This is a genomic window from Kosakonia sp. R1.Fl (assembly GCF_023516815.1).
Taxonomy (GTDB): Bacteria; Pseudomonadota; Gammaproteobacteria; order Enterobacterales; family Enterobacteriaceae; genus Kosakonia.
On sequence record NZ_JAMGSQ010000001.1, the window covers coordinates 1725835 to 1746954 of the forward strand.

At 53.8% G+C, this 21120-nt stretch carries 21 protein-coding genes; 10 read left to right on the plus strand and 11 right to left on the minus strand.

From position 1 onward, the window contains the following. Positions 1-15: 15 nt before the first annotated feature. The gene (gene yjeH / locus M8Q36_RS08015; RefSeq protein ID WP_249880539.1) at positions 16-1272 is read right to left on the minus strand and encodes an L-methionine/branched-chain amino acid transporter; all 1257 of its coding nucleotides are present in this window, start codon (positions 1270-1272) and stop codon (positions 16-18) included. 241 nt (positions 1273-1513) lie between these two features. On the opposite strand from yjeH, the gene M8Q36_RS08020 reads away from it, so the two are divergent. From M8Q36_RS08020 to M8Q36_RS08035, 4 genes are all read left to right on the plus strand, one after another. Further along, entirely contained in the window at positions 1514-1807 is a 294-nt protein-coding gene (locus M8Q36_RS08020; protein WP_007372708.1) for a co-chaperone GroES, read from the plus strand. 44 nt (positions 1808-1851) lie between these two features. Then, the gene (groL, locus tag M8Q36_RS08025) at positions 1852-3498 is read left to right on the plus strand and encodes a chaperonin GroEL (RefSeq protein WP_249880540.1); all 1647 of its coding nucleotides are present in this window, start codon (positions 1852-1854) and stop codon (positions 3496-3498) included. A 378-nt stretch (positions 3499-3876) separates the two neighbouring features. Beyond that, on the plus strand, positions 3877-4230 hold the full coding sequence (locus tag M8Q36_RS08030) for a DUF4156 domain-containing protein (RefSeq protein ID WP_020456210.1): 354 nt from the start codon (positions 3877-3879) through the stop codon (positions 4228-4230). A 334-nt stretch (positions 4231-4564) separates the two neighbouring features. Beyond that, on the plus strand, positions 4565-6202 hold the full coding sequence (locus M8Q36_RS08035) for a methyl-accepting chemotaxis protein (protein ID WP_249880541.1): 1638 nt from the start codon (positions 4565-4567) through the stop codon (positions 6200-6202). A 72-nt stretch (positions 6203-6274) separates the two neighbouring features. Here M8Q36_RS08035 and epmB read toward each other — a convergent pair whose 3' ends face one another. Further along, complete coding sequence (gene epmB, locus M8Q36_RS08040; protein ID WP_249880542.1) at positions 6275-7303, minus strand: EF-P beta-lysylation protein EpmB; 1029 nt, start codon at positions 7301-7303, stop codon at positions 6275-6277. Positions 7304-7343: 40 nt separating this feature from the next. Between epmB and efp the strand changes: the two genes are divergently transcribed. From efp to ecnB, 3 genes are all read left to right on the plus strand, one after another. Continuing rightward, positions 7344-7910 (plus strand): elongation factor P, encoded by a 567-nt coding sequence (gene efp, locus M8Q36_RS08045; protein WP_017459193.1) that lies wholly within the window; start codon positions 7344-7346, stop codon positions 7908-7910. Between the two features lie 59 nt (positions 7911-7969). Continuing rightward, positions 7970-8101, plus strand: coding sequence for an entericidin A/B family lipoprotein (locus tag M8Q36_RS08050; RefSeq protein ID WP_071925253.1), 132 nt, complete (start codon positions 7970-7972; stop codon positions 8099-8101). A gap of 106 nt (positions 8102-8207) precedes the next feature. After that, the gene (ecnB, locus tag M8Q36_RS08055; protein ID WP_020456213.1) at positions 8208-8354 is read left to right on the plus strand and encodes a lipoprotein toxin entericidin B; all 147 of its coding nucleotides are present in this window, start codon (positions 8208-8210) and stop codon (positions 8352-8354) included. A 29-nt stretch (positions 8355-8383) separates the two neighbouring features. On the opposite strand, the gene M8Q36_RS08060 is transcribed toward ecnB, so the two are convergent. Beyond that, the gene (locus M8Q36_RS08060) at positions 8384-8986 is read right to left on the minus strand and encodes a LuxR C-terminal-related transcriptional regulator (protein ID WP_249880543.1); all 603 of its coding nucleotides are present in this window, start codon (positions 8984-8986) and stop codon (positions 8384-8386) included. 265 nt (positions 8987-9251) lie between these two features. Here M8Q36_RS08060 and sugE point away from each other — a divergent pair, with 265 nt between their 5' ends. Next, complete coding sequence (gene sugE / locus M8Q36_RS08065) at positions 9252-9569, plus strand: quaternary ammonium compound efflux SMR transporter SugE (protein WP_249880544.1); 318 nt, start codon at positions 9252-9254, stop codon at positions 9567-9569. On the opposite strand, the gene M8Q36_RS08070 is transcribed toward sugE, so the two are convergent. The 5 genes from M8Q36_RS08070 to frdA form a co-directional block, all read right to left on the minus strand. Continuing rightward, positions 9566-10096 carry a lipocalin family protein gene (locus M8Q36_RS08070; RefSeq protein WP_249880545.1) on the minus strand — a complete coding sequence of 177 codons (531 nt, stop codon included), beginning with the start codon at positions 10094-10096 and terminating at the stop codon, positions 9566-9568. The genes sugE and M8Q36_RS08070 overlap by 4 nt on opposite strands. Positions 10097-10181: 85 nt before the next feature. Further along, positions 10182-10541: a fumarate reductase subunit FrdD gene (frdD, locus tag M8Q36_RS08075; protein WP_017459187.1), complete on the minus strand. Its 360-nt coding sequence runs from the start codon at positions 10539-10541 to the stop codon at positions 10182-10184. Between the two features lie 10 nt (positions 10542-10551). Continuing rightward, positions 10552-10947 carry a fumarate reductase subunit FrdC gene (frdC, locus tag M8Q36_RS08080; RefSeq protein ID WP_020456217.1) on the minus strand — a complete coding sequence of 132 codons (396 nt, stop codon included), beginning with the start codon at positions 10945-10947 and terminating at the stop codon, positions 10552-10554. Positions 10948-10957: 10 nt separating this feature from the next. Beyond that, a complete protein-coding gene (locus M8Q36_RS08085) occupies positions 10958-11692 on the minus strand; it encodes a succinate dehydrogenase/fumarate reductase iron-sulfur subunit (protein ID WP_249880546.1) in 735 nt (244 codons plus the stop codon). After that, positions 11685-13475 (minus strand): fumarate reductase (quinol) flavoprotein subunit, encoded by a 1791-nt coding sequence (gene frdA, locus M8Q36_RS08090; RefSeq protein ID WP_020456219.1) that lies wholly within the window; start codon positions 13473-13475, stop codon positions 11685-11687. The genes M8Q36_RS08085 and frdA overlap by 8 nt, the downstream gene beginning before the upstream one ends. A 307-nt stretch (positions 13476-13782) precedes the next feature. Between frdA and epmA the strand changes: the two genes are divergently transcribed. Further along, positions 13783-14760, plus strand: a complete 978-nt coding sequence (gene epmA / locus M8Q36_RS08095) for an elongation factor P--(R)-beta-lysine ligase (protein ID WP_017459182.1) — start codon at positions 13783-13785, stop codon at positions 14758-14760. A 53-nt stretch (positions 14761-14813) separates the two neighbouring features. Here epmA and mscM read toward each other — a convergent pair whose 3' ends face one another. From mscM to rsgA, 3 genes are all read right to left on the minus strand, one after another. Continuing rightward, on the minus strand, positions 14814-18146 hold the full coding sequence (gene mscM, locus M8Q36_RS08100; RefSeq protein ID WP_249880547.1) for a miniconductance mechanosensitive channel MscM: 3333 nt from the start codon (positions 18144-18146) through the stop codon (positions 14814-14816). A 24-nt stretch (positions 18147-18170) separates the two neighbouring features. Continuing rightward, the gene (gene asd, locus M8Q36_RS08105) at positions 18171-19139 is read right to left on the minus strand and encodes an archaetidylserine decarboxylase (RefSeq protein ID WP_020456222.1); all 969 of its coding nucleotides are present in this window, start codon (positions 19137-19139) and stop codon (positions 18171-18173) included. 98 nt (positions 19140-19237) lie between these two features. Further along, positions 19238-20293, minus strand: coding sequence for a small ribosomal subunit biogenesis GTPase RsgA (gene rsgA / locus M8Q36_RS08110; protein WP_175273884.1), 1056 nt, complete (start codon positions 20291-20293; stop codon positions 19238-19240). A gap of 94 nt (positions 20294-20387) precedes the next feature. Here rsgA and orn point away from each other — a divergent pair, with 94 nt between their 5' ends. Continuing rightward, entirely contained in the window at positions 20388-20933 is a 546-nt protein-coding gene (gene orn / locus M8Q36_RS08115; protein ID WP_249880548.1) for an oligoribonuclease, read from the plus strand. The last annotated feature ends 187 nt before the right edge of the window (positions 20934-21120 follow it).

The window sequence follows — 21120 nt, forward strand, 5'->3', positions numbered from 1 at the left end:
ATGCCGGGCTTCTTTTTATGACTGAGTGGAATGAATGGAGGTTGTGCGGCGCTTTGGCAGCAGCAACCACAATGCGAACAGCATGAACACCGCGTAAAGGCTCTTCCAGCCGGGGATCACCAACAGCAGCAAACATAGCGCACTTCCGAGTACCGCCAGTGCTTTAAATCGCCCTTTCAACAAGCGACAGCCCGCCAGCATGCACAGCAGATAAATCATGATGAAAATGCCGTTCGCGTAGATGATCAGCGTATCAAGATTCACGCTGAAGGCGTAAATCGCGAGGGTGCAGAACATGCAGCAGATAATTACCGCGTTCAGCGCATTTAATGGCAACTGGCGTCCGGAGAGCTTCGCCAGCGCGCTATCCGGTTTATATGCCGCCTGCGACCACACCAGCCGGGCAAAACTCTGGATATAGATATTCAGGCTGGCGAAACAGGCCAGATAACCAATAATGCAGGCAATCCACAGCGCGTGTTTACCAAACAGCTCAACGACAATCACCGGTAGCGACGCCGCTGCGCCCTGAGTACGCCAGATATCGAAATGCAGCACCGCAACGGTACAGGCCCAGTAAACCGAGCCCGCCAACAGCAGGCCAATCATCAGCGCGCGGGGGAAATCCCGCTCGGGGTTTTTGAATTCAGAGGCCAGATGGGCGAAGGCTTCAAGCCCGACGAAACACCAGAACATCACCGCAAGCGAAGCCGACATCGCCGACACTTGTACCTGTGAGATCGGCGGAAAGGGGATATCGCTGAAACTTATGCCGCCGCGCCACCAGATCGCCACAATTAACGCCACAATAAGCCCGGCGATAATCGATTGCAGGTTCGCGCTGGAACCTGCGCCTCGTGTGCCCAGCAGCCAAATCAGCGCCAGCGTACCCAGCTCCGTCATCAACAATTGCGGCCCCTGCCAGCCAAACATGCCTTGCCAGAAACCGGCGGCAATGTGCAGCGCAGCGGGCAATCCGACCGGGATAACAGAGAGAAACAACCAGCCGGTTACGCGTTCAAGACGCGGGCCAAAGGCCATCCCGACGAAATACGCCACGCCACCCGCGCTGGGAAAGTGGCGACCCAGCGCGGCAAAAACAATGGCGACCGGGAAGACGAGCACGATCAGTAATGGCCATGCCCACAGGCTGCTGTTGCCCGCGGCCAGCGCGGCCAGCGCCGGAACTGCGAACACGCCGGTGCCCAATAAGGAGGTGGAAAGTAACCCGATGCCCTGAGCCAACCCCAGCTCTTGTTTTAATCCGCTCATTGTCTTTTGTCTGCTTATCGTCAGGAGCGTCGATGTTAGCACAATCAGTTTTGCTGATGGCTGCGGAAGCCCCTGTCAGGAATGGTGGCTTATGTGCAGATAGACTTTCGCAAATTTTTTTTGCTGTTCCCCCTTGAAGGGGGAAACAGCCAACCCCATCTCTCAGGTCACCAGCCGGACAACCGTTTGTGGCCCGGCGTCATCCATAACTGATAAAGACTTTCTCAAAGGAGAGCTATCAATGAGTATTCGTCCGTTACATGATCGTGTGATCGTCAAACGTAAAGAAGTTGAGTCTAAATCTGCTGGCGGTATCGTTCTGACCGGTTCTGCGGCAGGCAAATCAACTCGTGGCGAAATCATCGCTGTCGGTAAGGGCCGCATCCTGGAAAACGGTACTGTGCAACCGCTGGACGTGAAAGTGGGTGATATCGTGATTTTCAACGATGGTTACGGTGTGAAAGCTGAGAAGATCGACAACGAAGAAGTGCTGATCATGTCCGAAAGCGACATTCTGGCAATTGTGGAAGCGTAACAGCGCGCGCGAACGAACCTGAACGAATTTAAGGAATAAAGAAAATGGCAGCTAAAGACGTAAAATTCGGTAATGACGCTCGTGTAAAAATGCTGCGCGGCGTGAATGTTCTGGCAGATGCAGTGAAAGTTACCCTCGGTCCGAAAGGCCGTAATGTGGTTCTGGATAAATCTTTCGGTGCACCGACCATCACCAAAGATGGTGTTTCTGTAGCACGTGAAATCGAACTGGAAGATAAGTTCGAAAACATGGGCGCGCAGATGGTGAAAGAAGTGGCTTCCAAAGCGAACGACGCTGCGGGCGACGGTACCACCACTGCAACCGTACTGGCGCAGTCCATCATCACTGAAGGCCTGAAAGCTGTTGCTGCGGGCATGAACCCGATGGATCTGAAACGTGGTATCGACAAAGCTGTCGCTGCTGCTGTTGATGAACTGAAAGCCCTGTCTGTACCGTGCTCTGATTCTAAAGCCATTGCACAGGTTGGTACTATCTCCGCTAACTCCGACGAAACCGTAGGTAAACTGATCGCTGAAGCGATGGACAAAGTCGGTAAAGAAGGCGTGATCACCGTTGAAGACGGTACCGGTCTGCAGGACGAACTGGACGTGGTTGAAGGTATGCAGTTTGACCGCGGTTACCTCTCTCCTTACTTCATCAACAAGCCGGAAACTGGGGCTGTAGAACTGGAAAGCCCGTTCATCCTGCTGGCTGATAAAAAAATCTCCAACATCCGCGAAATGCTGCCGGTTCTGGAAGCCGTTGCGAAAGCAGGCAAACCGCTGCTGATCATCGCTGAAGACGTTGAAGGCGAAGCACTGGCAACGCTGGTGGTGAACACCATGCGCGGCATCGTGAAAGTGGCTGCGGTTAAAGCGCCGGGCTTCGGCGATCGTCGTAAAGCGATGCTGCAGGACATTGCAACTCTGACCGGTGGTACCGTGATTTCTGAAGAAATCGGTATGGAACTGGAAAAAGCGACCCTGGAAGATCTGGGCCAGGCTAAACGTGTTGTGATCAACAAAGACACCACCACCATCATCGATGGCGTGGGCGAAGAAGCGGCAATTCAGGGTCGTGTGACTCAGATTCGTCAGCAGATCGAAGAAGCCACTTCCGATTACGACCGTGAAAAACTGCAAGAGCGCGTAGCGAAACTGGCTGGCGGCGTTGCCGTTATCAAAGTTGGCGCAGCAACTGAAGTTGAAATGAAAGAGAAAAAAGCCCGCGTTGAAGATGCGCTGCACGCAACCCGTGCTGCCGTTGAAGAAGGCGTGGTTGCCGGTGGTGGCGTGGCGCTGATTCGCGTAGCCAGCAAAATCGCTGACCTGAAAGGTCAGAACGAAGATCAGAACGTGGGTATCAAAGTTGCGCTGCGCGCAATGGAAGCTCCGCTGCGTCAGATCGTGCTGAACTGCGGTGAAGAGCCGTCTGTTGTGGCTAACTCTGTGAAAGCAGGCGACGGTAACTACGGTTACAACGCGGCTACCGAAGAGTACGGCAACATGATCGACATGGGTATCCTGGATCCGACTAAAGTGACCCGTTCTGCTCTGCAGTACGCGGCCTCTGTAGCTGGCCTGATGATCACCACCGAGTGCATGGTGACTGACCTGCCGAAAGGCGATGCGCCGGACTTAGGTGCTGCTGGTGGTATGGGCGGCATGGGCGGTATGGGCGGCATGATGTAATCGCTGCCGGACGCGTGTTCAGGGCGACCTGGCGCGAGTTCAACGAAAAAGAGCGGGCTTCGGCCCGCTCTTTTTTTTGTTAACTGAAAACCATGTTCTGCGGGTGCGCTCATTATCAGGTCGTGGCTCTGTCTTATTGTTTTGGCGTTAAACGCGGCTGGCGGCGGCACCTTTTTAAGACGTTGGTACGCCTTTTCGCAGCGTAATCACTGCCGCTTTCTATGACGTCGGATTTTTATACTTCTCACCGTGTCTTTTTTCATTATTTTCCCCAATTTGTGCGGCCTGAGATGGCGGCATTTTTCTTTTGGTCATCTTTTTAGTATAAGGTTTACACACGGGCGACATGCGTCCAGCTCATTGATTATGGGGAATAACATGTACGTAAAACATTTAGCAGGGATTATTGGCGCCTCGCTGTTGCTGGCAGGGTGTAGCAGCAATAATGAATTGACCGCCGGCGGGCAGAACGTTCGCTTTGTCGAGGAGAAACCGGCGGCAACCTGCCAGTACCTCGGCACCGCCACGGGTTCGCAGAGCAACTGGCTCTCAGGTCAGCATGGTGAAGAAGGCGGCTCGCTGCGCGGCGCAGCGAATGCATTGCGTAACCAGGCTGCAGCCATGGGCGGTAACGTGTTGTACAGCGTCTCAAGCCCGACGCAAGGCTTCTTATCCAGCTTCGTGCCGACCGCCAGCGAAATGAATGCGCAAGTGTATAAATGCCCGAACTGAGATATTTAATAGCGCCCCGCCAGTGATGGCGGGTGCGCGACTATCTAAAATAATCTCTCTTGCATTCTCAATATCTTGCTTCTGGTTATTTAAGTATGAATAAGCGTGAATATAATTCCTCTGCTAATTAACTCTTACCAAACGGCTGAATATTAAGTTTTCTTAAGAATTATCTAATGTGATTATATTCACAGGTTTGGATATATTCTTCATCCAAAAATGCATTTGTGACTAAAGTAATATTACGACTTGCCGATACTCCCCTTAGGACAAAAAACGAGGGACTGTATAATTTAACAATATATTTTATGCATGATGGTGTCGGGAGTTACTAATGAATATTACAAAGAGATTGTTACTTGCTTTCTCATTACTGATCTTAAGCCTCATCGGCACTAATGTTATCGCTATAGTTTCTCTTTCTAAAATTGGTGAGTCACAAAATTACTTTCAGGAAAATATCTTACCCAGCCTGGATGCAATGAATAAAGAGACAATGCAAATCTTAAAGGTTCGCGGGCAGCTCTTTTTACATGGTCTGACGGACGATCCCGCCGGGATGGCCGAAATAAAACAGAATGCAACAAAATTGTATGACGAACTCTACGCCATGCACCAGGGTTACCTTAAAGATCTCATCTCCGACCAACATGATCAGGATTTATCGAATAAAACATTAAGTGATTTAGATAAGTTCCGTCCGGTAATGGATCAGTATTTTAAAATATCCGAAAGTAATGACCGTGCTGCCATTATTAAGTCAATGCAGAAAGGTGGGTTTGTCGCCGATAATATTGCGCTGTTAATTAATGATTTCTCTGAGCAAGTGACCTACAACTCATCATTAGTGACTAAAGCTGTTCAGGACAGCGACAATTTAATTTCCCGGGCAATGATTCTCTCCTTAACGGCGACGATCGCCGCAACCCTCATTCTGGGTTTGTTCGGATTGTTCACCGTGCTGAATATCAAACGTCGCCTGAACGGCATGAAAGACGGCATGGTCACTATTAGCGAAAAACTGGATCTCAGCCATGCGTTACCGACAGGGCGTCTGGACGAAATCGGCCAGGCAGTAAGCGCATTTAATAATCTTGTTGAGCGAGTGGCTGAATCGCTGGCCATGGTGCGCGCCGCTTCCGGTTCGGTTAACACCGCCGCGAATGAGATAGCGCTGGGCAACAACGAACTCTCTGCCCGTACCGAGCAGCAATCCGCCGCTGTGGTTGAAACCGCCGCCAGTATGGAAGAGCTAAGCTCCACGGTAAAACAGAACGCTGAGAACGCGCATCAGGCCAGCCAGCTTGCTCTTACCGCCTCTGATACCGCTTCTCAAGGGGGGAGCGTCGTTGGGACTGCCATCAGCCGCATGAAAGATATTATGGATAGTTCCAAACGTATTTCGGAAATTACCTCGGTCATCAACGGCATCGCTTTTCAGACCAACATTCTGGCGCTCAACGCGGCCGTTGAAGCGGCAAGAGCCGGGGATCAAGGGCGAGGTTTCGCCGTGGTGGCCGGTGAGGTGCGCTCATTAGCCCAGCGTAGTGCTCAGGCAGCAAAAGAGATTGAAGCGCTTATCAGCGAATCGGTCACGTTTGTTGAAGAGGGTTCGCGGCAGGTTGACCTGGCGGGTGAAACCATGAGCGGTATCGTCAACTCGGTGCTGCAGGTGAAAGATTTGATGCAGGAAATTGCCGCTGCATCCGACGAACAAAACCGTGGCATTTCGCAGATTGCCCAGGCGATGTCCGAGATGGATACCACCACTCAGCAGAACGCCGCGTTAGTTCAGGAATCGTCTGCGGCAGCCGGTAGCCTCGAAGATCAAGCCACCAAACTGCAACAGCTGGTTGATGTCTTCCGTTTGCCCGGTCAACAACCGGCTGTCGTGAGGTCTTCCGTGTTGCCAGTCAGACAGCCGCGCCCGGCTGTGGCGGGTGGTGGAGATGATGGATGGGAAACCTTTTAAGTTTTAGCGACGAGCCGCTGTAGGCTCGTCTGTTTCGCGGCTACGTTTGCTCTCATCGCGTAGCCGTTTTTTTTAACTCTGACGAAGCTGCAAATCCAGCGGCGTTTTACTGGGTTCACCACCAATCTCACGCGCCAGTTTCGGCACCATATAACCCGACACCAGCGTCAGCAGTTCGCGCATAATCGTGCGCGCCTCGTCATCACTGACCATAAAGTGCGCCGCACCCTGCACTTTATCCAGCACATGCAGGTAATAAGGCATTACACCCGCATCGAATAACGCATTACTTAAATCCGCCAGCGTTTGCGCATTATCATTCACGCCGCGCAGCAGCACGCTCTGGTTCAGCAGCGTGACATTGGCCTGCCGCAGTTGCGCCATGGCATGACGAAAATCATCACCGATTTCCTGGGCGTGGTTGATGTGGTTCACCAGCAAAATTTGCAGCGATGAGCGGGCAAAACGCGCGCTTAGCGTATCGGTGATCCGCGCCGGAATCACAATCGGCAGACGGCTGTGAATGCGCAGGCGTTTGATATGCGGGATTGCTTCCAGTTGGGCAAGCAGCCAGTCCAGCTCATGATCTTTTGCCATCAGCGGATCGCCGCCGGAAAAAATGATCTCATCCAGTTCCGGGTGCTCTGCAATATAGTCCAGCGCGCCTTGCCAGTTGCGTTTGTTGCCCTGGTTATCGGCATAAGGAAAGTGGCGACGGAAGCAATAACGACAATTTACCGCGCAGCCGCCTTTAACCAGCAGCAGCGCACGATTGCGATATTTGTGCAGTAAACCGGGTACCACGCTGCTCTGTTCGTCCAGCGGATCGGTGCTGAAACCTGGCGCGGCAATGAACTCTTCCTGTGAAGTAAGTACCTGACGCAGAAGCGGATCATGCGGATTTCCCTGCTGCATGCGCGCTGCAAATGCGCGGGGAACGCGTAGCGGGAACAAGCGCTTTGCCTCACCGCCAGCGATTAAATTTTCATCAGTGTCTATCTTTAGAAGACGTAACAGTTCATCCGGATCGGTGATTACATCGGCAAGTTGTATTAACCAATCTTCTCTGGATGGGGTTTTTAGGGTTACAATATGCGCCATTTTGTGGCTTAGCTACCAGTTAACAATTTCAGAGGGCCTTATGGCGACTTACTATAGCAACGATTTTCGTGCCGGTCTTAAAATCATGATGGACGGCGAACCTTATGCGGTTGAAGCCAGCGAATTCGTTAAACCAGGCAAAGGCCAGGCTTTCGCACGCGTTAAATTGCGTCGTCTGCTGACCGGTACGCGTGTAGAAAAAACCTTCAAATCTACTGATTCCGCAGAAGGCGCGGACGTTGTCGATATGAACCTGACTTACCTGTACAACGACGGTGAGTTCTGGCACTTCATGAACAACGAAACCTTCGAACAGCTCTCTGCTGACGCAAAAGCGATTGGCGACAGCGAAAAATGGCTGCTGGATCAGGCTGAGTGCATCGTAACGCTGTGGAACGGCCAACCGATCGCCGTTACCCCGCCGAACTTCGTTGAGCTGGAAGTTATTGAAACCGATCCAGGACTGAAAGGTGACACCGCAGGTACCGGCGGCAAACCGGCTACCCTGAGCACTGGCGCAGTGGTTAAAGTTCCGCTGTTTGTGCAGATTGGTGAAGTGATTAAAGTAGATACTCGCTCTGGCGAATACGTATCTCGCGTGAAATAATCCTCACGACGTCGGCGTAGCGCCGTGCTACGCCGTCGAACTTTGCAGGCAGGGATGATATGAAACGTCTGACGAAATTCTTCTCTCTACTTCTTATCAGTTGCGCACTGCTTTCCGGTTGCAATACCGCCCGCGGCGTTGGCGAAGACATCCAAAGTCTGGGCCATGTCATTTCCCGCGCAGCGAACTAAAACTTCCTCTCTTCCTAAAAATGCTTCCATTCCGGTAACCTTCCCGGATTTTGTCTATGCTTAAGTGGCTATACACAAACAATATTGGCTACAAAAGGAAGATATTATGGTTAAGAAGACAATTGCTGCGATCTTTTCTGTTCTGGTTCTTTCCTCAGTCCTGACGGCCTGTAACACCACACGTGGTGTGGGAGAAGATATCTCCGATGGCGGTAACGCGATTTCTGGCGCAGCGTCAAAAGCGCAACAGTAATCACTGTCGGTACGGCGCTTGCCGTACCGTTAATTTGAGTTTTCCGGCAGTGATAAGAACGGTGTAAAACGGTTTCCCATCCCCAGCTTCATTCTGATATTGCGCTTGTAGGTGTAAACGGTCTTACCGTTAATGCTGAGATTCCTGGCAATCGCCTGGTTATTATTCCCTTCCATCCATAGCGTCAGTACTTTCTCTTCCTGCTTTGTCAGCAGCGGAGTGGCGATTTTCGGTATCGCACGGATCGGGCGCGCCAGCACCATTGCGTCGATAATTTTCGCCAGTTTTTCCAGCGGTTCTGTTTTCAACAGTGTCGCCTGAACAGCAAACTGCGCGCAAAATTCTGACAGTTGCGCATCTTCGCCAGACTCTAACAACATCACTTGCGTGGGGTCGTTACAAACAGAAAAAAATGATGCAAGCTGTTGAATATGATGTATTTCATTCTTGAATCCGTGAAGATCGGCAATCACCAGATCCGGCTGCCACTGCACAATATGTTCTTTGGCGAGCATTAAGTTATGCAACGCGGTTACCAGGAAGGAAGCGGGGAACAAATCGGGTTGATTGAGCCAGGATTCCATCCCTGTGCGGGTGAAGTAACAGCGGTCAATCACGAGAATCTTGAACATATTTTTCTTCGCAGTCAGAGAGTGGCGCACAACGTCCTGAATTCAGGAGAGCGGATTCATCATAGGGGGTAGATATGGTGAATAAATGCCGGAATTCCGCTGCGAACAGTGGCTATTTCTCGCTTTAAAACGTCTAAAATTGAGCAAGAACAAAAATATTGAAATAATGAGCCTAAATCGGCAAAATTTGCCTCTCTAACACGCCAAACGGGACGACCCGTTTGCGCTCATTCACAATGGGGACGGCCCCGCACTGGAGCCAAAAATGTCCTGGTTAATTCTTCTTATTGCAGGTCTTCTTGAAGTGGTTTGGGCTATCGGCCTGAAATATACCCACGGTTTTACACGGATTACGCCAAGCATCATTACCGTTACGGCAATGGTCGCAAGCGTCGTGCTGCTGTCATGGGCAATGAAAACGTTGCCGGTGGGAACGGCATATGCCATCTGGACCGGTATTGGCGCAGTCGGTGCCGCCGTCGCCGGCATTGTGCTGCTCGGCGAATCGGCAAGTCTGGCGCGTATCCTTAGCCTTTGTCTGATCGTGGCCGGGATTATCGGGTTGAAACTGAGCGCCCATTAATGGGGCTGGTTAATCCAGAGCAGTTTTTCCACGGCAAACCCCTGTCGGGCCGCGATGTCGAGCATCTGCTGTTTTACGTCTGCCGGCAGGGTGGGCGTGCGGGACAATATCCACAGATAGTCGCGGTCCGGCCCGCAAACCAGCGCATAGCGGTAATCTTTGTCCAATGCGAGGATGTTATAGCCGCCGTAGAAGGGGCCAAAGAAGGAGACTTTCAGCGCAGCGGTGCGTGGGTCACCGGTAAAATACGCGGTGCCGGTGGCTTGCTGCCACATACCGCGTTGTGTGTTGTAACCGCGATTCACTACCGTCAAACCGCCATCGTCGCGCAGGCTATACGTGGCGGTGACCCTTTCCAGTCCGCGTTCAAATGCGTGGTCAAAGCGGGCAATTTCGTACCATTTACCCAGATAGCGTTGCGTATTGAAGTCTTGTACGACGGTCACGCCGTCAGGAGGTGTGGGAGAACTACAGCCGGAGATGAACAGCGCAGCGATAACCGTCACGATGAGAAGCATCAGGCGCATGAGATTTTCCTTCCAGATCTTTTCTTTAGGGTATAGACGCTGGCGGGAAATTTGCTCTCCTGCTTACGCAGGAGAGCGACTGCTATCAAAGAAATAAAACACCGATCAGGGTAACGACGGTGAGAATGGCGGCAAGGCCATAAAACACCCATTTACCACTGGGCACATGGATTTTTAAATCATGCATCATGTGGTGGATACGATGCAGACCGCACCACACCGGCAATACAATCATTAAAAAGATAAAGACGCGGCCAATAAAGCTTTGCGCAAACGCCAGCACGCGATCGTAGCCGAGCGCGTCGCCGGGATAGAATCCCAGCGGCAACAGCACGCCAATCAACAGCACGATAACCGGTGTGACGATCGCGCCCCACATACCGCCAGCGCCAAATAATCCCCAGAAAACGGGTTCGTCAGAACGTTTTGGATTCGGGTTAATCACGTTGGCCTCCTTACCAGAACAGTGCGACAAACAGGATCACCACGGTGACCACTGCCGTTACCACCCAAAGCCCTTTAATAACCGGCTCTGGACCCATTTTTTCGCCCTTCACAATAATGAGCTGGGCTTTCGGTGCCAGATCAAACCAGGTTTTGGTGTGCAGCAGCGCTGCCGCCAGCGCGATCAGGTTGAGGATCAGCACAATCGGGTTTTGCAGAAAATGTACAAACCCTGCCCAGCTTTCCGGCCCATGTTTCAGAGAAAAAAGGCCGAAGATCAGTTCGAGGCTGAACCAGACCGCCGCGACCGCCGTTCCTTCACGCAGCATATAGAAGCGATAAAACGGCAGGGTTTTCCACCAGGTTGATGGCATGGGACGAACCCAGGCTTTGCGTTTAGTCGTCATAATGCACTCCTTAGCGTGGTTTCAGGGTGGCGATAAGAAAGTCTTTCGAACTTTCCACCTTGCCCTGCTGAATAGCGGCGGCCGGATCGACATGCTTCGGACAGACTTCCGAGCAGTAACCGACAAACGTACAGCTCCACACGCCGTTCTGGCTGTTGAGTTGCCCCATGCGCTCTTTCTTACCGTTGTCGCGGCTGTCGAGGTTATAGCGATGCGCCAGCGTGATCGCTGCCGGGCCGATAAATTCCGGGTTCAGACCGAATTGCGGGCAAGCGGCATAACACAAACCACAGTTGATACAGCCGGAGAACTGGTGATACTTCGCCATCTGCGCCGGGGTTTGCTTGTTAGGCCCCTGATCCGGCGTGCGCGCGTTACCAATAATGTAGGGCTTAATCGCTTCAAGGCTTTCGATAAAGTGGGTCATATCGACCACCAAATCGCGCTCGATCGGGAAGTTAGCCAGCGCTTCGACTTTCAGCCCTTTCTCGTAATCGCGCAGAAAGGTTTTGCAGGCGAGTTTCGGCACTTTGTTAACCATCATGCCGCAGGAGCCGCAAATCGCCATACGGCACGACCAGCGATAGCTCAGGTCCGGCGCGAGGTTGTCTTTGATATAGTTCAGCGCATCGAGCAGCGAAGTGGCTTCATCGTAAGGCACATCGTAAAAAACACTGTGCGGCGCGTTGTCTACTTCCGGGTTGTAACGGACAATCTCGATTTTCAGATTCTTCATCTCAGCCATTGTTCGTCTCCTTCTTCTCGGTCGCTTCAGCTTCAGCACCGTAGACGCGTTTTGCTGGCGGCAGCGTGGTGATCTTCACGTCGCTGTACTCCAGACGGGTAGCGCCATCGGCATCACGGAAAGCCAGCGTGTGCTTGAGGAAGTTAACGTCATCGCGCTCGGTACAGCCTTCATCCAGACGCTGATGCGCACCGCGAGACTCTTTACGAGCCAGCGCGGAGTGCGCCATACATTCGGCGACATTCAGACCGTGACCCAGTTCAATAGTGTAAAGGACATCGGTATTAAAGACGCTGGATGTGTCGGTGATGCGCACACGTTTAAAGCGTTCCTGCAACTCCGCCAGCTTATCCACGGTTTTCTGCATCAGTTCCGGCGTACGGTAGATGCCGCAACCTTCTTCCATGGATTCACCCATTTCATCGCGGATTTTCGCCCAGCTTTCAGTGCCGTCCTGGTTCACCAGCGCTTTCAGGCGTTTTTCCACGTCGGCGGCTTGTGCGTTCAGCGCACTGTCATTGGCCTCGGTTGCGGTTGCGGCGCGTTCCATAGCGCGTTCACCGGCAAGGCGACCAAACACCACCAGCTCCGCCAGCGAGTTCGAGCCTAGACGGTTTGCGCCGTGCAGGCCGACAGAAGAGCACTCGCCTACGGCAAACAGACCCTTGATGCGGGATTCGCAGTTTTGATCGGTTTCGATACCGCCCATGGTGTAGTGCGCGGTTGGGCGTACCGGAATCGGCTCTTTGACCGGATCGACGCCAACATAGGCTTTCGCCAGCTCGCAGATAAACGGCAAACGTTCGTTGATTTTCTTCGCGCCGAGATGACGCAAATCGAGATGCACCACATCGCCACGCGGTGTGGAGATGGTGTTGCCTTTGCGCCACTCGTGCCAGAACGCCTGCGACACTTTGTCGCGCGGGCCAAGCTCCATATATTTGTTTTTCGGCTCGCCGAGCGGGGTTTCCGGGCCCATGCCGTAATCCTGCAAATAACGGTAGCCGTTCTTGTTGACGAGGATCCCACCTTCACCGCGGCAACCTTCGGTCATCAGAATGCCGGAGCCGGGCAGGCCGGTCGGGTGGTACTGCACAAACTCCATGTCGCGCAGCGGCACGCCGTGTGCCAGCGCCATGCCCATACCGTCGCCGGTGACAATGCCGCCGTTGGTGTTGTAACGGTAAACGCGACCCGCGCCGCCCGTTGCCATCACCACCGCATTGGCGCGGATCTGCACCAGCGTACCTTCCATCATATTCATGGCCACCAGCCCGCGGGCATGGTTGTCATCGACCAGGATATCCAGTACGAAATGCTCGTCGAAACGTTGAATTTGTGGGAACTGAAGGGATGTCTGGAACAGGGTATGCAGCATGTGGAAGCCGGTTTTATCGGCGGCGAACCAGGTACGTTCGATTTTCATCCCGCCGAAGCGGCGCACATTGACCGTTCCATCAGGACGGCGGCTCCACGGACAGCCCCACTGTTCAAGCTGGGTCATCTCTGTCGGGCAATGATGCACAAAATAGTCAACGACATCCTGTTCGCAGAGCCAGTCACCGCCAGCAACGGTATCGTGGAAATGGTACTCGAAGCTGTCATGATCCTGGGCGACGGCGGCAGAGCCGCCTTCCGCAGCAACGGTGTGGCTGCGCATGGGATAGACTTTTGAAATCAGTGCGATTTTGGCGTTGGGATGGGCTTGCGCCGCAGCGATCGCGGTGCGTAATCCCGCTCCGCCTGCGCCAATCACAGCGATATCGGCTTGAAAGGTATGCACGACATTCCTCCAGATTATTGTTGTTCCGCAACGATAAGCCTGAAGCGCTCAAGGTAGTTGCGGATATGTTCCACTGCTCCTTTTTGGGTACGGGCAGTATAACCGTAGAGATTCGGGGGAAATTTGATGCGTTCGATTTTTTTGCTGTTCTATGCGGTGATATGTCATCGATCTTGATTGATATCACCATTAAATGTTTACCCATCTAGTTATAGACGACATTAATGAAATTATTTTGCGCAAAATTTGTCTCTGCGGATCGATGCGGGTAGACTTCGTGCCCTTGTCTGAAATCGGAGAAAGTACCATGAGCGAGACGGCAACCTGGCAGCCGAGCGCATCCATCCCCAACCTATTGAAACGCGCGGCAATTATGGCGGAAATTCGCCGTTTCTTTGCCGATCGCGGTGTGCTTGAGGTGGAAACGCCCTGTATGAGCCAGGCGACGGTGACAGATATTCACCTGTTCCCGTTCGAAACCCGTTTTGTTGGCCCAGGCCACTCTCAGGGGCTAAATCTCTATCTGATGACCAGCCCGGAATATCACATGAAACGCCTGCTGGCTGCGGGTTGTGGTCCGGTTTTCCAGTTGTGCAGAAGTTTTCGTAACGAAGAGATGGGCCGTCATCACAACCCTGAATTCACCATGCTCGAGTGGTATCGCCCGCACTACGACATGTATCGCCTGATGAATGAAGTGGATGATTTGCTGCAACAGGTGCTGGAGTGCCAGGCGGCAGAGTCGCTCTCTTACCAGCAGGCTTTCCAGCGTTATCTGGAAATCGACCCACTTTCTGCTGATAAAACCCAGCTGCGTGAAGCGGCGGCGAAGCTTGATCTGAGCAATATCGCCGATACAGAAGAAGATCGGGACACGCTGCTGCAACTGCTGTTCACCATGGGCGTGGAGCCGCAGATCGGCAAAGATCGTCCGGCTTTCGTGTATCACTTCCCGGCAAGCCAGGCGGCGCTGGCGCAGATCAGCACCGAAGATCACCGCGTTGCTGAGCGTTTTGAGGTTTATTTCAAAGGCATTGAGCTGGCGAACGGTTTCCATGAGCTGACCGATGCCCGCGAACAGCAGCAGCGGTTCGAGCAGGATAACCGCAAACGTGCCGCGCGCGGTTTGCCGCAGCAACCGGTAGATGTAAACCTGCTCGAAGCGTTGAAAGCCGGTCTGCCGGATTGCTCCGGTGTTGCGCTGGGCGTTGACCGTCTGGTGATGCTGGCGTTGCAGGCTGAAAGCCTGGCGGATGTGATTGCGTTTACCGTCGACCGGGCCTGATGACCCATTGAGTACACAGTAAAAAAGGCGCCTGAGGCGCCTTTTTTGTTGGCTTACAAACTGCCCGCCGGGCGGCTGCTTTTGCCGGAGGACGTCAGCGTTCTTGCCGTGCGTTTGCCGTCGAGACTCTCCAGACGCATCTGGAACGGCGGGAAAGGCAAATCGATACCGTGTTCGCGGAAGCCAGCCAGAATCAACTGATGGATTTCGTGGCGCAGCGGCATGCGATGCCCCATTTCCGCCGCATAAATTCGCAGCTCAAACAGTTGCAAACCTTGCTGCAAATCGACGAGGAACACTTCCGGCGCCGGGTTATCAATCACCAGCGAACAGCGTTCGGCCGCAGTGTAAAGAATTTGCGTCACCTCTTCGCTGTTGGCATCGGCGGGTGCCGGTACCGTCAGCACCACGCGCGTGACCGAATCCGACAACGACCAGTTAATAAACTGTTCGGTGATAAACGCCTTGTTCGGCACGATGATCTCTTTGCGATCCCAGTCGCTGATGGTCGTCGCGCGCGTATTGATCTTGGTGACGCTACCGGTCAGATCGCGGATCGTCACCGTATCGCCAATGCGGATTGGTTTTTCAAACAGGATAATCAGGCCAGAGATAAAGTTGGCGAAAATCTCCTGCAAGCCAAAACCCAGCCCAACGCCGAGTGCCGCGACCAGCCACTGTAATTTGGCCCACTCAATACCGATCATCGAGAAGCCTACCAGCCCGCCAAACAGCATTAACAGATATTTGGTGATCGTGGTGATGGCATAACCCGTGCCGGGTGCCAGATCCAGATGTTGCAGCAACGCCAGCTCCAGCAAGGCGGGGAGGTTGCGCACCAGTTGGGTGGTGATAATAAACACCAGGATGGCGATCAGCACCGCGCCGAGGGTGATGGGCTCCAGGCTTTCCACGCCTTGTACCGTTGAGGTGACATCCCATAGCGGGATATTTTCCAGAAAGCCAAAGGCGGAATGGATTTCGGACCACAGCACAATCACCGACAGCAGGGCGATCAGCATCAGGATCGAACGCACCAGGCGCAATGACTGTACGCTGATGGCATCAAGATCGACTTCCGGCTCATCCACCTCGGCAGTGCCTTCGGTACTGGTGTGATGGGGAACATCTTCTTCACCACGGGCGCGTTGGGCGAGGATCTCCGCGCGGCGGTGGCGGGCGCGTTCAAAGGCCAGACGGCGGCGCTGGATCAGCATCCAGCGGCGGATGATGTGATACACCACCAGCAGCAGGAACCAGATGGCGACCGAGGTTTCCAGACGCGCCAGCAGCGCCTGCGCCGTAGCCAGATAACCCACGCAGGCAGCCAGAATCGCCGCCAGAGGCGCACTGAGCAGCAGGTTCCACAACAGGTGGTTGGGCATATTTTCACTGCTGCCAGCTTTATCAACATACAACGGGATCCCGGCACGCTTCAGGCTTAGCGTCACAATCGCCAGCGCCCCGCAAATCAGAATAAAACAGAGCCGCCCCAGCGACGCCGAGAACTCACGATCGTTAAGGTTATCAAACATGATCAGCGCCATGATCAGCGGCACAATAAAACCGATGCTCATCAGGTAATAACGCATCCCTCTTGCCACACGGTTACGCGGCCAGCCGAAGTGGGCGACAAATAAGCCGGTCGGGCGGGCGAATGTGGCGCAGATCATCACCACCCACAGCAGCGGCACGGTGGCGGTTACGCCGTCGCCAATCGCCACTGCCAGCGGGTAGGGCCAGGCTTCCTGCAAGCCGTAGCCGAGCGTTTTCCATAATACCGGCAACGGCGAGGCGACCAGAATTGACCAGAACACCGTCCGCATGGTGAGCCAGAAGTGATCCTGCGTCACTTTGCCCACGCGCGCGCTGGAACGCTCCAGAAAGCGCGTAAAGTGACGACGGGAGTAAATGCTAAAACCCACCAGCAGCAACGCGCCAAACAGCGGGAATAGCGTCTCTTTGCTGGTGAGCATCATGGCGCTGGCTTTGCCCAACTGGCTGATGGTATCGAGCGAAAGCAAGCGACGCAGATCCTGCACAATCTCAATCGGCCAGGCGAAGGAGATAGGGCTGACGTCCGCCGTCCAGAACAGATAGCGGTGAGTGGCTTCATTCACTTCTTTTAGCGCGTCTTCCAATTGGCTATTGGAAACTTTGAGCTTGGTGAGTTCAAGGATTAGCGTATCGCCGCCCTGCAATAGCGAATTCAGCAGTTCGCGCTGGGTGCGCAGTTGTGCTTCCAGAATGCGGTTTTGCTCAGCCGTCAGCGCCTGGCCATCCGCCTGGCGGATTTGTCGCAGTTGCGGCTGCTTATTCAGCAGATCTTCATAGCGCATGCGATGCACACGCAACTGCGCCATTTCGGTATCAAGCTGCTGCGGTTTTGGCATCTCTGGCAGACGAGCGACCTGCGCGCGCAACGCTTCACCGAGCATATTGGAGGCGCCAAGCCATTGCGATTGTTCACGCAGGGTATTCAGCGCCTGACGAACCTGTAATGTCTGCCCGGTGGCCTGGCGCTGCTGTGAGGCCACCAGATCCATACGCTGCGCCTGCTGGTTCAGCGCCTGTGACAGCTCGCGGTTAATGCGAAACTGCTCGACAATTCCCGCTGGCAAGTTGGCACTGTTTTCGGCCAGTAATTCGGTGCTTTCCAGTGCCTGTTCCGCTTCGCGCTGGCGCTGGCTATTGAGTTGATTACGCAACGCTTGTAAATACGCGTCTAATTGCTGGCTCTGTTTTTGCGCCAGCTCGGAGCGCATGCGCGCCAGCTCCTGGCGGTTATTGGCTGATAGCTGCGCCAGCTCCAGTTCGTCAACCAGCGCTTTCAGCTTCGCGGATTCCGCCTGCGCGCCAAAGTTTTGTGCTTGTGCCAGCGGAGTATTGCTGTTTTGCGCGCCGAGGCGGCGTTCAACTTCAGTGACCTGTCGGCGCGCATCGGTTTGCTGCTGTGGTAGCTGGCTTAGCGAATCGCTAATTTCCCGTGCGCGCTCCTGCTCCTGCTGAGCTAAACGGGTTTTCTCCAGCAACTGGCTGCTGACTTGCAGGATCTCTTGATTCAGCGCATCGCTGCTCATGCCCGCCGGAACAGGTTTCGGTTCATCACGCAGGTTATCGAGCTGCGCGCGCAACGTTCTGGAGAGTTTGGGGAAGTTATCAATGACTTCTTGATATTGTTTGGCGCGCTCGAGTGAACCTTTACGTTCTTCGAGCGCGTTTAGCGCGGCCTGGAGCACCTCGACGGTTTCGGCCTGATCCGGCGTGTTTTTCGCCGCTTTGGCTTGCTCCAGCTCCTGGGCGATTTGCCGGGCATCGGGGGCCGTTGCGGCGATAGCCCCCAGGCTGAGGCACCAGGCCATCAGAAAAACGATAATCAGGCGCACATCAGTCTCCAGAATGGTTAAGGCTTAGCTTTCGTCTTGCTTGTCGTCTACCAGCGGGCTGGCGTCATGCTCTGCTTTGATTTCCGCTTCCGGAAGCGGTGCCGGTTGTGCATCAACAGGCGCGAAGGTTTCGGCGGAAATCGCCAGCGGCTGGCCAATTTTGGTCACTGACAGGCTCTGTAACTGCTCGACTAAATTCACTTTGCCCGGCGCAAACAGGTTAATTACGGTAGAACCGAGTTTGAAACGGCCCATCTCCTGGCCTTTCAGCAGGGCAACCGCGCCTTCGCTTTCACCGGCAGGCCAGGTCCAGCGTTTGATGATGCCTTCGCGCGGTGGAGTGATGGTGCCCGCCCATACGGTTTCGATGCTGCCGACAATCGTCGCGCCGACAAGGATTTGCGCCATCGGACCAAACTCGGTATCAAACAGGCAGATCACGCGTTCGTTACGGGCAAACAGGTTCGGCACGTTCTGCGCCGTCAAATGGTTCACGGAGAAAAGATCGCCCGGCACGTAAATCATCTCGCGCAGGATGCCGTTGCACGGCATGTGCACGCGGTGATAGTCGCGCGGCGAGAGATAGGTGGTGACAAAGCTACCGTTACGGAACAGATCCGCCATCAGGTAGTTGCCCGCCAGCAGCGCTTCCAGGGTGTAGTTGTGCCCTTTGGCCTGCAGAATTTTGTCGTTGTCGATAGCGCCAAGTTGGCTAATCACACCGTCCGCAGGCATCACCAGCACGTTCGGGTCAGTATCGAGCGGGCGCACTTCGTCACGCAGTGGGCGGACGAAAAAGTCGTTAAAAGTGCGGTAGCTGGCGGTGTCCGGCTTCTGCGCTTCTTTCATATCGACCTTGTAGTATTTTACGAACAGATCGATAACCAGTTTGGTCAGCCAGCCTGCACGTTTGCTCGCGCCCCAGCCCGCCAGGCGAGTGAGCCACAGTTTAGGCAGAATGTATTGAAGCGAAAGTTTAAATGAGTTTAACAAGGTAGCCTCCAGGCTATTGTTTTTGTCGTTCCTGACCCGGCGCGTAAGCGCCGAAGCCTTTAAAAAGGGGACGATTTTAGCGACGCTAAGCGTAGTTGTCAGTCATCAGATTCAGAAAAGCTTTTACGCGTTTTTACTTGCGACATGCTCTCAAGAATGCGGTGGTAGTTTTCAAACCGACTTTCGGCGATTTCGCCTTTCTCTACCGCTTCGCGGATGGCGCAACCTGGGTCGGTATCGTGTTTGCAGTCGCGGTATTTGCAATGACCAAGATAGTCATGGAATTCGACAAAGCCGTTGGTGATTTGTTCCGGTTCGAGATGCCAGAGGCCAAACTCGCGAACACCCGGTGAATCAATCACATCGCCGCCATGCGGGAAATGATAAAGCCGCGCCGCAGTCGTGGTGTGCTGGCCAAGACCAGAGACGTCGGAAACGTCGTTGGTGAGGATTTGATCTTCCTGAAAATCGAGCAACGCATTGAGCAGACTCGATTTACCCACCCCGGATTGACCCGCGAAGATGCTTATGCGGTCGGTCAAGGCTTCAACAAGCGGTGCCAGCCCGTCTTGCGTATGGCTTGAAACCATCAGCACCTTGTAGCCAATCCCACGATAGATATCCATCTGCTCGTTAACGAAGCGCAAGCTGTCGTCATCCAGCAGATCAATTTTGTTCAGCACAATTAACGGCTCGACCTGCAAGGCTTCGCACGCCACCAGATAGCGGTCGATGATATTGAGCGATAACTCCGGCAGGATGGCGGAAACCACGACGATCTGGTCGATGTTTGCCGCGATCGGTTTGACGCCATCGTAAAAGTCAGGGCGGGTCAGCACCGAGGTGCGTTCATGGACCGCTTCTACGATGCCTTTCACGGTGACGCCTTCAGCCGCCGCTTTACCCGGACGCCACACCACGCGATCGCCGGTCACCAGCGAGCGGATAGTGCGACGTATGTTGCAGCGATGCACTTCGCCATCGGCAGATTCCACATCGGCATGCATGCCAAAGCGGCTGATCACCACCCCTTCGGACGGATCGCCGAACAGGTTGTCATCGTAGTCAGCTTTCTCCGCAGACGTTTTCAGTCGGCGCTGGTGGTTCGCATTGACGCGGCGCTGCTGCCCTTTGGAGAGTTTATTTTTACTCAATCGTGCTGGCTCCTGGTCGCCCCGGATGGGCAAAACGACTATGATACACGCAATTTTAGATGAATATAGTTACGCGAGAAGGGTGGAAAATAGCATGAGCGCAAATGAAAACAACCTCATTTGGATCGATCTTGAAATGACGGGGTTAGATCCCGAGCGCGATCGCATTATTGAAATCGCGACGCTAGTGACCGATGCAAACCTCAACATTCTGGCGGAAGGTCCTGTAATTGCCGTTCACCAATCCGACGCGCAGTTAGCGCTGATGGATGACTGGAACGTACGTACGCACACCGGTAGCGGCCTGGTGGATCGCGTCAAGGCCAGCCAACTGGATGACCGTGCGGCAGAACTGGCGACTATAGCGTTCCTGAAAGAGTGGGTACCCGCGGGGAAATCGCCGATTTGCGGTAACAGTATCGGCCAGGATCGCCGCTTTCTGTTTAAGTACATGCCGGAGCTCGAAGCCTATTTCCACTATCGTTACCTGGATGTCAGCACGCTGAAAGAGCTGGCGCGCCGCTGGAAACCGGAAGTACTGGACGGTCTGAAAAAGCAGAACACCCATCAGGCGCTGGATGATATTCGCGAATCAGTGGCGGAACTTGCTTACTATCGCGAGCATTTTATTAAGTTGTAATACGGTAACGGCGCAGGGTCGAAAATTTTATCGTCGGCCCTGTAGGCCAGTAGTGATGCGGTTTTGCTGGAAAAATGCGCGTTTTGTCGATTAAATCGGCACTTGAACAAAAAAAGCGAAAATTTGCTTTCGGGGGCTTGCAGCAGGAAGGATTTCTCGTATAATGCGCCTCCCGTGAAGACACAGA